13 protein-coding genes are annotated in these 14920 nt (G+C 71.3%); 10 read left to right on the top strand and 3 right to left on the bottom strand.

Features of this window, described 5'->3' with window-relative positions; translation table 11 throughout:
* The first annotated feature begins 252 nt into the window (after nt 1-252).
* From IAG42_RS08350 to IAG42_RS08320, 7 genes are all read left to right on the top strand, one after another.
* Nucleotides 253-2298 (top strand): APC family permease, encoded by a 2046-nt coding sequence (locus IAG42_RS08350; RefSeq protein WP_188336389.1) that lies wholly within the window; start codon nt 253-255, stop codon nt 2296-2298.
* 114 nt (nt 2299-2412) lie between these two features.
* Nucleotides 2413-3741 carry a class I SAM-dependent RNA methyltransferase gene (locus IAG42_RS08345; RefSeq protein ID WP_188336388.1) on the top strand — a complete coding sequence of 443 codons (1329 nt, stop codon included), beginning with the start codon at nt 2413-2415 and terminating at the stop codon, nt 3739-3741.
* 186 nt (nt 3742-3927) lie between these two features.
* Complete coding sequence (locus tag IAG42_RS08340; RefSeq protein WP_188336387.1) at nt 3928-5157, top strand: NAD(P)/FAD-dependent oxidoreductase; 1230 nt, start codon at nt 3928-3930, stop codon at nt 5155-5157.
* Nucleotides 5158-5314: 157 nt separating this feature from the next.
* Nucleotides 5315-6271 (top strand): sigma-70 family RNA polymerase sigma factor, encoded by a 957-nt coding sequence (locus tag IAG42_RS08335; RefSeq protein WP_188336386.1) that lies wholly within the window; start codon nt 5315-5317, stop codon nt 6269-6271.
* 135 nt (nt 6272-6406) lie between these two features.
* Complete coding sequence (locus IAG42_RS08330; RefSeq protein ID WP_188336385.1) at nt 6407-6799, top strand: carboxymuconolactone decarboxylase family protein; 393 nt, start codon at nt 6407-6409, stop codon at nt 6797-6799.
* Nucleotides 6800-6801: 2 nt separating this feature from the next.
* A complete protein-coding gene (locus tag IAG42_RS08325; protein WP_188336384.1) occupies nt 6802-7020 on the top strand; it encodes a hypothetical protein in 219 nt (72 codons plus the stop codon).
* 115 nt (nt 7021-7135) lie between these two features.
* Nucleotides 7136-7399: a GlsB/YeaQ/YmgE family stress response membrane protein gene (locus IAG42_RS08320; RefSeq protein ID WP_188336383.1), complete on the top strand. Its 264-nt coding sequence runs from the start codon at nt 7136-7138 to the stop codon at nt 7397-7399.
* Between the two features lie 63 nt (nt 7400-7462).
* Here IAG42_RS08320 and IAG42_RS08315 read toward each other — a convergent pair whose 3' ends face one another.
* Both IAG42_RS08315 and IAG42_RS08310 read right to left on the bottom strand, forming a co-directional pair.
* The gene (locus IAG42_RS08315; protein ID WP_188336382.1) at nt 7463-8494 is read right to left on the bottom strand and encodes a LacI family DNA-binding transcriptional regulator; all 1032 of its coding nucleotides are present in this window, start codon (nt 8492-8494) and stop codon (nt 7463-7465) included.
* A gap of 20 nt (nt 8495-8514) precedes the next feature.
* The gene (locus IAG42_RS08310; RefSeq protein WP_188336381.1) at nt 8515-10956 is read right to left on the bottom strand and encodes a glycoside hydrolase family 2 protein; all 2442 of its coding nucleotides are present in this window, start codon (nt 10954-10956) and stop codon (nt 8515-8517) included.
* A gap of 193 nt (nt 10957-11149) precedes the next feature.
* Here IAG42_RS08310 and IAG42_RS08305 point away from each other — a divergent pair, with 193 nt between their 5' ends.
* Nucleotides 11150-11953: a thioesterase family protein gene (locus tag IAG42_RS08305; RefSeq protein ID WP_188336380.1), complete on the top strand. Its 804-nt coding sequence runs from the start codon at nt 11150-11152 to the stop codon at nt 11951-11953.
* A 93-nt stretch (nt 11954-12046) separates the two neighbouring features.
* Here IAG42_RS08305 and IAG42_RS08300 read toward each other — a convergent pair whose 3' ends face one another.
* Nucleotides 12047-12757, bottom strand: a complete 711-nt coding sequence (locus IAG42_RS08300) for a GNAT family N-acetyltransferase (RefSeq protein ID WP_188341257.1) — start codon at nt 12755-12757, stop codon at nt 12047-12049.
* Nucleotides 12758-13157: 400 nt separating this feature from the next.
* On the opposite strand from IAG42_RS08300, the gene kdpF reads away from it, so the two are divergent.
* Together kdpF and kdpA are read left to right on the top strand one after the other, a co-directional pair.
* Entirely contained in the window at nt 13158-13247 is a 90-nt protein-coding gene (gene kdpF / locus IAG42_RS08295; protein WP_188336379.1) for a K(+)-transporting ATPase subunit F, read from the top strand.
* 8 nt (nt 13248-13255) lie between these two features.
* Nucleotides 13256-14917 carry a potassium-transporting ATPase subunit KdpA gene (gene kdpA, locus IAG42_RS08290; protein WP_188336378.1) on the top strand — a complete coding sequence of 554 codons (1662 nt, stop codon included), beginning with the start codon at nt 13256-13258 and terminating at the stop codon, nt 14915-14917.
* Nucleotides 14918-14920: the final 3 nt, after the last annotated feature.

Here is a 14920-nt window from a genome sequence, read left to right as displayed (position 1 = left end):
GGTCCGGCCTGTGCGGCCGGCTCTCGGGCACGATGCGGGCATTTCGCGGCTCGCGCTCGGCACCACCGTATCGGCTGTCCGCTCGAACACGACCTCCGCGTCGGCTCCTGGATCATCACCGTCCCACGGGAGCCGCGCACGGCCTACGGGACGCGCACCGAACCCCCTCCGGCCGTCCGTATTCCGGGCATCCGGCGGAGTTGGGGGGTGGTGGGTGGGCGGCCCCACGTTCGAACCCTTACGATCCTCTGCGTGTCCAAACTGACCGACGTGCCCAAACGGATCCTGATCGGGCGCGCACTGCGCAGTGACCGGCTCGGAGAAACGCTCCTGCCGAAGCGCATCGCCCTCCCCGTCTTCGCTTCCGACGCCCTGTCCTCCGTTGCCTACGCGCCCGGAGAGGTCCTCCTCGTCCTCTCCGTCGCGGGCATCTCGGCGTACCACTTCAGCCCGTGGATCGCCCTGGCCGTCGTGGTCGTGATGTTCACCGTGGTGGCGTCGTACCGGCAGAACGTGCACGCGTACCCCAGCGGCGGCGGTGACTACGAGGTCGCCACCACCAACCTCGGTCCCAAGGCCGGCCTGACGGTCGCCAGCGCGCTGCTCGTGGACTACGTCCTCACCGTCGCCGTCTCCATCACCTCAGGCATCGAGAACCTGGGCTCGGCCATCCCGTTCGTGGTCGAGCACAAGGTGCTGTGCGCCGTCGCGGTCATCCTGCTGCTGACCCTGATGAACCTGCGCGGCGTCAAGGAGTCCGGATCGCTCTTCGCGATCCCCACCTACGTCTTCGTCGTCGGCGTCTTCATCATGATCGCGTGGGGCGCCTTCCGCGGCATCGTGCTCGGGGACACCATGCGCGCCCCCACCGCCGACTTCCACATCAAGGCCGAGGAGCAGGGCCTCGCCGGCTTCGCCCTCGTCTTCCTCCTGCTGCGCGCCTTCTCCTCCGGCTGCGCCGCGCTCACCGGTGTCGAGGCCGTCTCCAACGGCGTCCCGGCCTTCCGCAAGCCCAAGTCCAAGAACGCGGCGACGACCCTGTCCCTGATGGGCGCGCTGGCCATCACCATGCTCGTCGGCATCATCGGCCTCGCCCTCGTCACCAAGGTCCGCATGGCCGAGAACCCGGCGCACGACCTGCTCAAGAACGGGGTGCCGGTCGGCTCGGGCTACGTGCAGGACCCGGTCATCACCCAGGTCGCCGAGGCCGTCTTCGGCAACGGCAGCTTCCTGTTCATCGTGCTCGCCGCGGCCACCGCCCTCGTGCTGTTCCTCGCCGCCAACACGGCGTACAACGGCTTCCCGGTGCTCGGCTCGATCCTCGCCCAGGACCGCTACCTGCCCCGCCAGCTGCACACCCGCGGCGACCGCCTCGCGTTCTCCAACGGCATCGTGCTGCTCGCGGGCGCGGCCGCCCTGCTCGTCGTCATCTACGGCGCCGACTCGACCCGCCTGATCCAGCTGTACATCGTCGGCGTGTTCGTGTCCTTCACGCTCAGCCAGACCGGCATGGTCCGCCACTGGAACCGCCACCTGCGCACCGAGAAGGACCCCGCCAAGCGCCGCCACATGATCCGCTCCCGCGCGATCAACGCCTTCGGCGGCTTCCTGACCGGCCTCGTCCTCGTCGTCGTCCTGGTCACCAAGTTCACCCACGGCGCCTGGGTCGCCCTGCTCGGCATGTGCATCTTCTTCGCGACGATGACCGCGATCCGCAAGCACTACGACCGGGTCGCCGAGGAGATCGCCGCACCGGAGACGCCGTCCGACGACAGCGTCCGCCCCTCCCGCGTCCACTCCATCGTGCTGGTCTCCAAGATCCACCGCCCGACGCTGCGCGCGATCGCGTACGCCAAGCTGATGCGTACGGACACGCTCGAGGCATTGAGCGTCAATGTTGATCCGGCCGAGACCAAGGCCCTGCGCGAGGAGTGGGAGCGCCGCGGCATCGACGTACCCCTCAAGGTCCTCGACTCGCCCTACCGCGAGATCACCCGGCCCGTCATCGAGTACGTGAAGAACCTCCGCAAGGAGTCGCCGCGCGACGCCGTCAGCGTGATCATCCCCGAGTACGTCGTGGGCCACTGGTACGAGCACCTGCTCCACAACCAGAGCGCGCTGCGCCTCAAGGGACGCCTCCTGTTCACCCCCGGCATCATGGTCACCTCCGTGCCCTACCAGCTGGAGTCCTCCGAGGCCGCCAAGCTGCGCGCCCGCAGGCGCCAGGAATGGAACGCGCCCGGATCCGTACGCCGCGGACCCGTCGAGAAGCGGACCAAGGAGTCCAGCGGCAAGTAGCCGCGCAGCCGGCGCAGCCGTGTGGTGAGCGGCCGGACGACAGCCACGTAGACTGGTGGGCTGTTGTCCGGCCGCTTTCGTGCGGCCACCCCCTTGACGTACTGGAGCCCCGCCATGCAGGCAGAACCGAAGACCTCACTGGTGGGGACGGAGTACGAGGTCGAGGTCGGTCCCGTCGCGCACGGCGGCCACTGCATCGCGCGCACCGCCGAGGGCCAGGTCCTCTTCGTGCGGCACACCCTGCCCGGCGAGCGCGTCGTCGCCCGCGTGACCGAGGGCGAGGAGGGCGCGCGCTTCCTGCGCGCCGACGCCGTGCAGATCCTTGAGGCGTCCAAGGACCGCGTCGAGGCCCCCTGCCCCTACGCCGGTCCCGGCCGCTGCGGCGGCTGCGACTGGCAGCACGCCAAGCCCGGCGCCCAGCGCCGCCTCAAGGGCGAGGTCATCGCCGAGCAGCTGCAGCGCCTCGCGGGCCTGACCCCCGAGGAGGCCGGCTGGGACGGCACGGTCATGCCGGCCGAGGGCGACAAGCTTCCGGCGGGCGAGGTGCCGCAGTGGCGCACGCGCGTGCAGTACGCCGTGACGCCGGAGGGCCGCGCGGGCCTGCGCCGCCACCGCTCGCACGAGGTCGAGCCGGTCGAGCACTGCATGATCGCCGCCGAGGGCGTCTCCGAACTGGGCATTGAGGAGCGGGACTGGACCGGCATGGAGTCGGTCGAGGCCATCGCCGCCAGCGGTTCCCAGGACCGCCAGGTGATCCTCACCCCGAAGCCGGGCGCCCGACTGCCCATCGTCGAGCTCGACAAGCCGGTCTCCGTCATGCGGGTCGGCGAGAAGGACGGCGGAGTCCACCGCGTCCACGGCCGCCCCTTCGTCCGCGAGCGCGCCGACGACCGCACCTACCGGGTCGGCAGCGGCGGCTTCTGGCAGGTCCACCCCAAGGCCGCCGACACCCTCATGAAGGCCGTCATGCAGGGCCTCCTCCCGCGCAAGGGCGACACCGCCCTCGACCTCTACTGCGGCGTCGGCCTCTTCGCGGGCGCGCTCGCGGACCGCGTCGGCGAGAAGGGCGCGGTGCTCGGCATCGAGTCCGGCAAGCGCGCCGTCGAGGACGCCCGCCACAACCTCGCCTCCTTCGACCGCGTCCGCGTCGAACAGGGCAAGGTCGAGGCCGTCCTGCCCCGCACCGGCATCACCGACGTCGACCTGATCGTCCTCGACCCCCCGCGCGCCGGCGCCGGCAAGAAGACGGTCGCCCACCTCACGACCCTCGGCGCCCGCCGCATCGCCTACGTGGCCTGCGACCCGGCCGCGCTGGCGCGGGACATCGCGTACTTCAAGGACGGCGGGTACAAGGTGCGGACGCTGCGGGCGTTCGACCTGTTCCCGATGACGCACCACGTGGAGTGCGTGGCGATTCTGGAGCCGGCTGACAAGGGTCGCTGACCTGCTGTTTCTCCGGGTGCCGCCACCGCGCGTCGTGGCGGCACCCGCATGTCGTTCGTCTCCCGTCGGCAGTGCTGTGGTGCGTAATCATCATGGTGTGACTCAGGTCACATGAGGTTTCTGTCAGGGATCGAGGGGCTGTCCCGCTCAAGTCGCTGACAGCAAGCGAACCGACGGGAGCACCTCATGAAGCACCGCATCGTCGTCCTCGGCGCCGGGTACGCGGGGACCTACGTGGCAGGGACCCTGGCGCGCCGGCTGGCACCGGCCGACACCGAGATCACCGTGGTCAACGCGGAGCCGGACTTCGTCCAGCGGATGCGGCTGCATCAGCTCGCCGCCGGGCAGGAGATCGCGGCTCCCCGGCTCGCCGACGTCTTCGCGGGCACGGCGGTACGGCTGCGTGTCGGCCGCGTCACCGCCGTCGATCCCGACCGCCGGGTCGTCGCCGTGGCCGACGCCGACGGCGGCGGCGAACTCGGCTACGACACGTTGCTCTACGCGCTCGGCAGCCACGGCGCCGATCACGGCGTCCCGGGTGTCGCCGAGCACGCCTTCGACATCTCCGCCCGGCCCTCGGCACGACGCCTGCGTGAGCGCCTGGACCGCCTGGAGGAGCGGGGCGAGGGCGGCCGCGCGCTGGTCGTCGGCGAAGGACTGACGGGCATCGAGACCGCCACCGAGATCGCCGAGTCACGGCCCGGCCTGTCGGTGACACTGGTCGCCCGCGGTGAGCTCGGCGCCGCGCTCTCGGCCGGTGCGCGTGGCCACCTGCGCGAGGCCTGCGCCCGCCTGGCCGTCACCGTCGTCGAGCACACCAGTGTCGAAGCCGTGGAAGCCGCACGGGTGTTGTGCTCCGACGGCACCGTCCTCGCGTCCGACGCGACCGTGTGGACCGCTGGATTCGTCGTCGGTCCTCTCGCCGCCGCGAGCGGCCTGGAGGTCACCGACGACGGCCGCATCACCGTCGACCGCACCATGCGGTCCGTGTCGCACCCGGACGTCTTCGCCGTCGGCGACAGCGCCTACGCCGTCGGTGACAACGGCCGGCCGCTGCCGATGTCCTGCGCCTCGGCCGGCTACACGGGCCGGCAGGCCGCGGACGCGGTCGTGGGGCGCCTGACCGGGCGTGAGATCCCGAACGGCAAGCTGGAGTACGTGGGCAACCACATCAGCCTCGGGCGGCTGGACGGGATCGTGCAGATGGTCGACAAGGAAGGGCGGGCCAAGCCGCGGTTCATGGGCGGCCGGAAGGCCGCGCGGATCAAGAACGGCATCGTCGGGATGGCGCTGTGGGCCACCTCGCACCCCACCTTCGGCCTGCCCAAGCGCAAGCACCGGCTGGCGGCCCCGCAGAACGCGCCCGAAAAGATGGCGCCTGCCGAGAACGCGCCTGCCGAGAAGGCGGTCGCGTAGTCTCCCGGTCGGCGTCGCAGGTCTCTCACGGCCGCACGGTCGGCAGAGCCGCCGCCGTTCCCTCCGAATGCGTCACCCGGTCCCTCAACACCCCGCTCATACAGGCAAGATGGCCCGGTCAGATTCGTCTTCCACCGCACCGTTTGGGGTGGTCCGCATGGACAGCGCCGCCACTGATCGATTCGACACCGGCCGGTTCGAGGCCGGCCGGAGTCGGCTCGCCTCGTTGGCGTACCGGCTGCTCGGCTCGGCCACCGACGCCGAAGACACCGTGCAGGACGCCTTCTTGCACTGGCAGGCCGCGGACCGGCAGCGGATCAGGGTGCCGGAGGCCTGGCTGACCAAGGTCGTCACCAACCTGTGCCTCGACCGGCTCCGCTCGGCACAGGCCCGCCGGGAACGCACCGCCGGCGCCTGGCTGCCCGAACCGCTCCTCGACAACGACCCGATGCTCGGCCCGGCCGACACCTTCGAGCAGCGCGAGTCCGTCTCCCTGGCCGTGCTGACGCTCATGGAGCGGCTGTCACCCGTCGAACGGGCCGTCTACGTCCTGCGCGAGGCCTTCGCGTACACCCACGCCGAGATCGCCGAGATCCTCGACATCACCGAGTCCGCGAGCCAGCAGCACCTCCACCGGGCCCGGCGCCGCGTCACCGCCGCCCGCCGCGGTGGCGGCGAAGCCGACCCGGCAGCCGCCCGCAGGATCATCGAGGAGTTCCTCGCCGCCGCCTCCTCGGGACGCACCGAACGACTCGTGGAGCTCCTCACGGACGACGCGACGGCGATCTCCGACGGCGTCGGCGGCCTCGCCGAGAAGCTGCTGCGGTACGACACTCCGTCGCGCATCGCCGCCGTCGTACGGGCGGGCCTGAAGCCCACTCCGGCGAAGCGGCGACTCGCCGGCGGCCCGCTCGCCCTCCACTACGCGCTCGTCAACGGCGCCCCCGCCGTCCTCTTCGTGCTCGGCGACCGGATCACCGGAGCGGTGACGTTCGATCTCGCCGACGGCAAGATCACCACCGTACGCGGCATCGCCGCCCCGACCCGCCTCGCCCGCCTCACCGAAGCCTGGCGCCGGCACGCACCGGACACACCGCTGATCGACCGGTGGTGACCCGGCGCCGAGCGCGGCCGGGCCAAGTGCCCGCCGGGTACACGTCTACACGTCTGCATATGCCTGGGCCCCCCGCCCAGGCATATCGTGGACAAGGAGAACCGGTTCCGCTTCGGCTGAGAGGAAGTGGTCGCCATGGCGGGACGTAACCGGGGCGAGGTGGAGGCGGAGATCAAGGAGACGCTGGGGCTCGTGCCTCACTTCTTCTCCGCGATCCCCGACGACCTGCTGGACTACGAGTGGGAGATCTTCAAGAAGCTCGAACTCGGAGAGACGCTGATCCCGAACAAGTACAAGGAACTCATCGGGATCGCACTGCACTCGGAGACGAAGTGCCGTTACTGCACGCTGTTCCACACCGAGGCCGCGAAGCTGTTCGGGGCCACGGACGAGGAGATCCAGGAAGCCGTCCACTACGCCAAGAACAGCCTCGGCTGGAGCGCCTACCTCAACGGGATGCGCGAGGACTACGACGACTTCGAGAAGGAACTCGGCCAGATCAAGGAATACCTGTCGTCGAAGGGCTGATCATGCGCCTGGAGTGGGCCCGGCCCGGCGTTCTGCGGGCGACCGCCCACGCCTTCGAGTTCGCGGCCCTCGTGGCCGCCGCCCGTTACGTGGTCGAGTCCGCTCCGCCCGACATCCCCGAGGAATCGCTGGAGCAGCTCAGAGCCGTACTGAGCGGCTACGACGACCAGGCACGCCACCTTCACCAGGCACCCGCGCCGCAGGAGAAGCCCGACCCCTGACCGATCCGACCGCCCCCGACCCCGCCCGACCCGGCGCCCGCTCAACCCGCCGGGCCCCGGCCGCGTCCATCCCCACGGGGCGTCGTAGCGGCTCGACGAGGGGCAGGCATCAGTCATGGAGATCTCCGGCATCTTCACCGCGATCGTGATCGGCATCGTCATCGGCATCCTGGGCCGCCTGGTGATCCCGGGCCGTCAGCGCATCGGCGTCCTGTGGACGATCCTCGTCGGCATTGGCGCGGCCCTGGTCGGCACGGCCGTCGCCGGCGCCTTCGGCGTCGCCGACACCCGGGGCGTCGACTGGATCGAACTTGCCGTGCAGGTCGGGCTCGCCGCCGTCGGGGTCACAGCCGTGGAGCGGCTCAAGGGACGACGCTGAGCATCAGAGCAGCATCAAGGTCGTCAACGACAATCAATGACGATCAACAACAATCAAGGCACATCAAGGAATCCGCGGTGCCGCCGTCGACCCGCGCGGAGTCAACGACGGGCGCGACACCGGCTCCCTGCCGAGCTCGCGCCCCTCGATCACCTCGAAGAGCGCCCGGGCCACATCCGCCCCGAATCCGTGCACGTCATGGCTCATCGCCGACAGTGACGGGCGGGTCAGCCGGCACAGCTGGGAGTCGTCCCAGGCGAGCAGCGACAAGTCGTCCGGGACCGTGAGGCCCAGCTCGGCGGCCACTCCGAGCCCGGCCACGGCCATGATGTCGTTGTCGTACACGATCGCCGTCGGCCGCTCGGGCCGCAGCAAGAGCGCCCGGGTCGCGCGGGCGCCCTCCCCACCCGAGTAGTCCGTCGAGACCTGGAGCCCCGCGTCGAGGCCGAGCGAGCCCAGCGCGCCGGCGAAGGCCCGTTCGCGCAGCACGCTGTGCCCCAGCCGCTCCGGCCCGCCGACCCGGGCGATCCGACGGTGCCCGAGCGCGGCGAGATAGCGCACCGCCTCGTCCATCGCGGCCACGTCGTCCCGCCACACCGAGGGCAGCCCACCGGCCAGATCCGGGTGGGCGACCGCGACGGCGGGGACGCCGAGCGCCGCGACCGGTGCGACCCGCGGATCGTCCCGGTCCAGGTCGACGAGGACCGTCCCGCCGACCTGCCGCTCGCGCCACCAGGCCTCCTGCAGCCCGATCTCCTCCTCCCGGCTCCCGACGAGCCGCAGCAGCAGCGAGCAAGAACGCTCGGCGAGCACGCTCTGCAGACCGGACACGAACTCCATGTAGAACGGCTCCAGGCCCAGCAGCCGCGCCGGACGGCACAGGGCCAGACCGACCGTGTCCGTGCGGCGCCGCGACAGGCTGCGCGCCGACGCGTCCGGCGCCCAGCCCAGCTCGCGCGCCACCCCGAAGATCCGCTCGCGCGTAGGCTCGGACAGCCCCGGCTTGTGGTTGAACGCGATCGACACCGCTCCCTTGGACACCCCGGCCGCCGCCGCGACGTCCCTGATGGTCACCCTCCGACCGCCAACGCTCATGCCGCCGCCCGGCCCGCCGTTCACGCCGGCTCCACGCAGAAGAGGGCGGCCCGGATCGCGTTGGCCCCGCAGTCCGGAGCGCCGTGCACCCGGATCCTCGTCGTCTCGCCGGGCAGCAGGGTGACCAGACCCCGGTCGGCCTGAGCGTCCGGAGCAAGGCGGTCGGGCTGGAGCAGCAGGTCTCGTACGAGAGTGTGGGCGCTGACGACGACGTCGACCGTGTCCCGTGTCCCGCCGACGCTCTCGACCGCGATGTCGAAACGGGGCCGCGGATAGGCGAAATCACGGTCGCGCGCCTCGAAGTGGAGCGCGCGCAGCCCGTCGGCGTCCGCGACCAGGTACTCCTTCGCCGAGCCCGCCCCTGGAACAGCCCTCGCCGGGACCGGCAGCCGCAGCACCTCGCGCGCGGGCACGGTGACGTCCGGCGACACCCGCGCGGCCTCCGTCCCGTCGGCGTGCATCAGGCGCAGCGTCACCGCGCAACTCCACACCTCCGGCGACTGGTTGTCGAGGACGAGCACCGGACCGTCCGCGCCGGGCTGAAGGGTGAGCAGCCGGTCCGCGTACAGGCGGCGCAGCTCGTGGTGGAGCGGCTTGAGGCGGCCGTCGCCGTCGATCGCGGACCAGGAACTGACCGGCCAGCAGTCGTTGATCTGCCACACGATCGTCCCCGCGCAGCGCGGCCGGTGGGAGCGCCAGTGCTCGATGCCGGTGGCGACGGCACGCGCCTGCACGACCTGCGTCAGATAGTGCCAGCGGTCGAAGTCGCCCTCGGGCACCGCGAAATGGCGGGCCAGACCGCGCCGGAGCTTGCCGTTGCCGTCCTCCGCCTTCTGGTGGTGCAGCATGCCGGGGGAGTCGGGGGCCAGCTCCTCACCGGGCAGCGCCCGGCGCAGTGTGGCGAGCGCGGGCGGCGCCTGCCAGCCGAACTCGGCGACGAACCGCGGCACATCGGCCCGGTACTCGGTGAAGTCCACCCGGTTCCACACGTCCCACGAGTGGTGCGTGCCGTGATCCGGATGGTTGGGGTGGTGGTCCCAGGAGCCGGACCACGGACTGCCCGCCATGTAGGGCCGTGTCGGGTCCAGCTCGGCGACGACCCGCGGCAGCAGCCCCAGGTAGTAGCCCTCGCCCCACGAGTCCCCGGCGAGTTCCTCCTCCCAGCCCCAGTCCCGGAAGCCCCACAGGTTCTCGTTGTTGCCGTTCCACACCACGAGACTCGGATGCGGCATCAGCCGCACCACGTTCTCCCGCGCCTCCGCCTCGACCTCCCCGCGCAGCGGCTGTTCCTCCGGATAGGTGGAACAGGCGAACAGGAAGTCCTGCCACACCATCAGACCCAGCTCGTCACAGGCGTCGTAGAACGCCTCGTCCTCGTAGATCCCACCACCCCACACCCGCACCAGATCGGCGTTCGCCTCCGCCGTCTGCCGCAGTCGCGTCCGGTACCGCTCGGGCGTGACCCGGGACGGCAGCACGTCGTCGGGAATCCAGTTCACCCCGCGCACGAAGACGCGCACACCGTTCACCACGAACGTGAAGCCCGTGCCGTGCTCGTCCGGCGCCCGGTCGATCTCGACGCTCCTGAAGCCGAGCCGCCGCCCCCAGCCGTCCAGCACCGTCCCGCCGTCGCCGTCGAGCAGCGTCAACGCGACCTCGTACAGAGGCTGTTCGCCGTAGCCGCGTGGCCACCACAACCGGACATCCGGCACGTCCAGCACCAGGGTCGCGCCGTCACCCTCCACCTGACCTGTCACGGTGACGCCCGCGACATCGGCCCGCACGGTCAGCGCACGGTCCGCGCCCCGCTCCGTGCGCTCCACGTCGATCCGCAGCTCGACCCGGCCCGAGCCGTCCCCACCGACCGTCACCAGGGGCCGGACCCGCGCCAGCCGCGCCGTTGACCAGCGCTCCAGCCGGACCGGACGCCACAGGCCGGCCGTGACCACGGTCGGACCCCAGTCCCAGCCGAAACCGCACGCCATCTTCCGGATGTACTGGGACGGCGCGGGATACACGTTCGGCCGGTCGCCCGTCACGCGCCGCACCGCCTCCGCCTCGTCGTACGCGGAGGCGAACTCCACGTCCAGCGGCCCGCTCAGGTTCGTGACGTCGAAGCGGTACGCGCGGTGCATGTTCCGGGTCCGGCCCAACTCCCGCCCGCCGAGCGTGATCCGGGCCGCCGTGTCGAGCCCGTCGAAGACCAGATCCGTGCGCTCGTACCGCTCGTCCGCCGTGGTCTGCTCGGCAGCCACGTCCCGCGAGTACGTCCAGGCGCGGCGCCCCACCCAGTCGATCTCGAGCTCGGCGCGGCCGATGAACGGATCCGGGATCAGGCCCGCCGCCAGCAGATCGGTGTGCACACATCCCGGAACCTGCGCGGGCAGCGGCCCCCCGTCGTGGTCCAGGCTCCACCCCGAGTCGAGCGGAACGGTGTGCTTCGACGGCTGCGCGGGCTGCATGGTGCCACTCCCAACTGACGGGCCAGGGCCGGGCCACGACCGGTTCACGGACGCTGCGCGCCAACCTAGCCCGCCGCTGCTAGACCGGTCTAGTACACGTGAGCGGCCGCTCGGTTACGTTGGTCGCCGGGCACCGGCCCCGGCCGCGATCCGGCCGAGCGACGGCGTCCGCCACAGGAAGGGGAAGTGTCCGTTGTCCACCGGCAGTCACCACAGCTACTACGAGCCCATCGACGCGTTTCGCTACAAGCCCACCGTGCACGCGGGCGGCGCCTGGGACCCCGACGAGCAGCACTTCAGCCCGCTCGGCGGCCTCGTCGTCCACGCGATCGACCGGCACCTGGCCGCGCGCCCGGAGACCGTGGGGCTCGCCGTCGCCCGGATCAGCTTCGACATCCTCGGCCGGCTCGCCCTCGACGAGTGCGAGATCCGGGTGGAGGCCGTCCGGCCCGGCCGCACCATCGAACTCCTCGAAGCCGTCGTCCTGATCGCCGGACGCGCCGTGGTCCGCGCCCGCGCCTGGCTGCTCGCCGCCACCGACACCACGGCCGTCGCCGGTGGCGGACCCGACCCGCTCACCCCGCCCGACGCGCTCGCCCCCTGGCCGATGGCGGATCACTGGCCCGGCGGCTACATCGCCTCGATCGACGTCCGCCCCCTCGCGCCGCCGCGGCCCGGCCGGACCACCGCCTGGATCTCCACGCCGCTCGACCTCGTGGCCGGCGAACCGAGCAGCCCGCTCGCCTCCTTCGTCGCCCTCGTCGACACCGCGAACGGTATCGCCGTGCGCGAGTCGCCGAACGAGTGGATGTTCCCCAACGTCGATCTGACGCTGCACCTGCACCGGCAGCCGCGCGGCCGCTGGACCGGCCTCGACACGACGGTGACCTTCGGCCCGGCGGGGCACGGCGTCACCAGCACGGTCCTGCACGACGTCGAAGGACCCGTCGGGACGGCGCAGCAGATCCTCACGGTCAGGCCGCAGCCGAAGCGCTGACCCGCACGCCTCAGGGGGCATGCTTCTGAAGGTCGCGCGTAGGAAGGGCGCGCTTCGGAAGGCCGTGCTCCAGAAGGGGCGCGCTTCAGAAGGTCACGCTCCAGGGACACGGAAGCCCCGGAACGTGACCGGGCGCCGCACCTCGAAACCGAGCCGCTCGTACAGCGTGACCGCCGCCGTGTTCGACGCGGCCACGTGCAGGAACGGGCGCTCGCCCCGTGCCTCGATCCGGGCGCTCAGAGCGCGGACCAGGCGCGCGGCGTGGCCCCGGCCGCGCGCCTCGGGCGCGGTGCAGACCGCGCTGATCTCCGTCCAGCCGGGCGGCCGCAGCCGCTCTCCCGCCAGGGCGACGAGGGAGCCGCCCGCACGGACGCCCAGGTAGGTGCCGAGTTCGTGCGTGCGGGGCCGGAACGGTCCGGGCCGCGTCCGTTCGACGAGCGCCAGCATGTCCGGGACGTCGGCCGGGCCGAGTTCGACTACGCCGGACTCGTCCGCGGAGCCCTGCTCGCCGCCTACGGGCCCGGTCAACTGCAGTCCGTCGAGGGAGAAGACGGGCTCCCAGTCCCGCGGCGGCGTCGCGGGGGAGGAGAACAGGTCGGCCAGCTCCCCGGGGCCGAGCAGCGCCGCCAGCTCGGCCCACGCGGCCGCGTCCGGCGCCGCCGGCAGCGCGGCGAACGTGGCGACGTCCCCCTGATAGGTGAACGCCTCGCCGCGGCGGCGGGCGAGGTGCGCGTGGGCTCCGCGCAGGGACGCTCCGACGGGGTCGTCCAGCACGGAGTCCTTCTCGTTCCCGTCCGTCGTCATGTCGCCATGCCCGTCCGTCGCCATCCCGTCCGTCGTCACGCCGTCTGTCATCGCGTGCGTCCTTCCGTGCTGCGGCCGCTGCCGCCCTGCTAGCTGAACCGGTCTACTGGCCGACCGGTCTCCTCGGATCGTAGGCGCAGGGGCGGCGCGACCCCGATCCGCACCGGCGCCCCCGTATGCGACGCGTCAAGGCCGTATAGGACACGTCAAGGCCGCACTCGCCCCCGTAAGGGAGCCGTCAACGGAAGCGGCACCGGCCCTGGCCGGAGGTTTCCTCTCAGTGTCCGTACTGATTCGAACCTTCATCCAGGGAGCTCACGATGGCCGACGTGGCCTTCGTCGTCACCACGCTCGCGGTCTTCGCGCTGGTGGCACTCGTCGCCAAGGGGGTGACGAAGCTGTGAACGCGGAGAACGTGGTCGGCCTCGTCGTGGCCGTGGCCCTCCTCGCCTATCTCGTCCTCGCCCTCGTCTATCCGGAGAGGTTCTGAGCACAGATATGAGCCCCGTACTCGCCGGCGCGCTCCAGGTCCTCGCGCTCGTCGCGGCCCTGGCGCTGGCCTACCGTCCCCTGGGCGACCACATGGCCCGGGTCTACTCCTCCCCGAAGCACCTGCGGGTGGAGCGCTGGATCTACAAGGGCATCGGCGCGAACCCCGACACCGAGATGCGCTGGACCGCGTACCTGCGCGGTGTGCTGGCCTTCTCCGCCGTGAGCGTCCTGTTCCTGTATCTGCTGCAGCGGCTCCAGGGCAGCCTGCCCGGCTCGCTCGGCTTCCGCTCCATCGACCCGGACCAGGCGTTCAACACGGCCGCGTCCTTCGTCGCGAACACCAACTGGCAGTCGTACTACGGCGAACAGGCCATGGGTCACGTCGTGCAGACCGGCGGCCTGGCGGTGCAGAACTTCGTGTCGGCGGCCGTCGGCATCGCCGTCGCCGTCGCCCTCGTGCGCGGCTTCGCCCGCTCCCGCACCGGGGAACTGGGCAACTTCTGGGCCGACCTCGTGCGCGGCGTCGTACGCATCCTGCTGCCGATCTCCGTCATCGGCGCACTCGTCCTCGTCGCGTGCGGCGCGATCCAGAACTTCTCAGGGATCCATGAGGTCGGGCAGTTCCTGGGCGGCAGCCAGGAGTGGAACGGCGGCGCCGTCGCCTCCCAGGAGGCCATCAAGGAACTCGGCACCAATGGAGGCGGCTACTTCAACGCCAACTCCGCCCACCCCTTCGAGAATCCCAATGGTCTCTCGAACCTCTTCGAGGTCTTCCTGATCCTCGTCATCCCCTTCGCGCTGACGCGGACCTTCGGCCGCATGGTCGGCTCGCTCCGGCAGGGCTACGCGATCCTCGCCACCATGGGCACCATCTGGATCGCCTTCGTCGGCCTGATGATGTGGACCGAGTTCGCCCACCACGGCCCCGCGTTCCAGCTCGCGGGCGGCGCCATGGAGGGCAAGGAGAACCGCTTCGGCATCGGCGGCACGTCGATCTTCGCGGTCTCCACGACGCTCACCTCCACCGGTGCCGTCGACGGCTTCCACTCCTCGCTGACCGGGCTGGGCGGCGGCATCACCATGCTGGGCATGCAGCTCGGCGAGATCGCGCCCGGCGGCACCGGCTCCGGCCTCTACGGCATGCTGATCATGGCGATCATCGCGGTGTTCATCGCGGGACTGATGGTCGGCCGCACGCCCGAGTACCTGGGCAAGAAGATCGGCACGCGCGAGATCAAGCTCGCCGCCTGCTACATCCTGATCACGCCCGCGCTGGTCCTCGTCTTCACGGCCCTCGCGATGGCGCTGCCGACGCCGCCGAACTCGATGCTCAACCCTGGCGCCCACGGATTCTCGGAGATCCTCTACGCCTACACCTCGGGCGCCAACAACAACGGCTCCGCCTTCGGAGGCCTGAACGCCGACACGCAGTGGTTCAACACCACGATCGGACTGGCCATGCTCCTGGGGCGCTTCCTGCCGATGGTGTTCGTCCTCGCGCTCGCCGGATCGCTCGCCGGGCAGCAGCCGGTACCGGCCTCCGCCGGCACCCTGCGCACCGCGAAACCGCTGTTCACCGGCCTTCTCGTCGGCACCATCCTGATCATCACCGGCCTCACGTACTTCCCGGCGCTCGCGCTCGGGCCGCTCGCCGAGGGACTGGCGTAAATG

This window comes from Streptomyces xanthii (assembly GCF_014621695.1).
Lineage (GTDB): Bacteria > Actinomycetota > Actinomycetes > Streptomycetales > Streptomycetaceae > Streptomyces > Streptomyces xanthii.
Note: the sequence above shows the minus strand (reverse complement) of the source record. Positions and strands in the feature narration are given on the sequence as shown.

What these genes read in the sequence shown, in the direction of transcription:
- IAG42_RS08345 (WP_188336388.1), top strand. Translation starts at nt 2,413, where the DNA reads ATGCAGGCAGAACCGAAGACCTCACTGGTGGGGACGGAGTACGAGGTC.
- IAG42_RS08340 (WP_188336387.1), top strand. Translation starts at nt 3,928, where the DNA reads ATGAAGCACCGCATCGTCGTCCTCGGCGCCGGGTACGCGGGGACCTAC.
- IAG42_RS08335 (WP_188336386.1), top strand. Translation starts at nt 5,315, where the DNA reads ATGGACAGCGCCGCCACTGATCGATTCGACACCGGCCGGTTCGAGGCC.
- IAG42_RS08330 (WP_188336385.1), top strand. Translation starts at nt 6,407, where the DNA reads ATGGCGGGACGTAACCGGGGCGAGGTGGAGGCGGAGATCAAGGAGACG.
- IAG42_RS08325 (WP_188336384.1), top strand. Translation starts at nt 6,802, where the DNA reads ATGCGCCTGGAGTGGGCCCGGCCCGGCGTTCTGCGGGCGACCGCCCAC.
- IAG42_RS08320 (WP_188336383.1), top strand. Translation starts at nt 7,136, where the DNA reads ATGGAGATCTCCGGCATCTTCACCGCGATCGTGATCGGCATCGTCATC.
- IAG42_RS08315 (WP_188336382.1), bottom strand. Translation starts at nt 8,494, where the DNA reads ATGAGCGTTGGCGGTCGGAGGGTGACCATCAGGGACGTCGCGGCGGCG.
- IAG42_RS08310 (WP_188336381.1), bottom strand. Translation starts at nt 10,956, where the DNA reads ATGCAGCCCGCGCAGCCGTCGAAGCACACCGTTCCGCTCGACTCGGGG.
- IAG42_RS08300 (WP_188341257.1), bottom strand. Translation starts at nt 12,757, where the DNA reads ATGACGACGGACGGGAACGAGAAGGACTCCGTGCTGGACGACCCCGTC.
- kdpA (WP_188336378.1), top strand. Translation starts at nt 13,256, where the DNA reads ATGAGCCCCGTACTCGCCGGCGCGCTCCAGGTCCTCGCGCTCGTCGCG.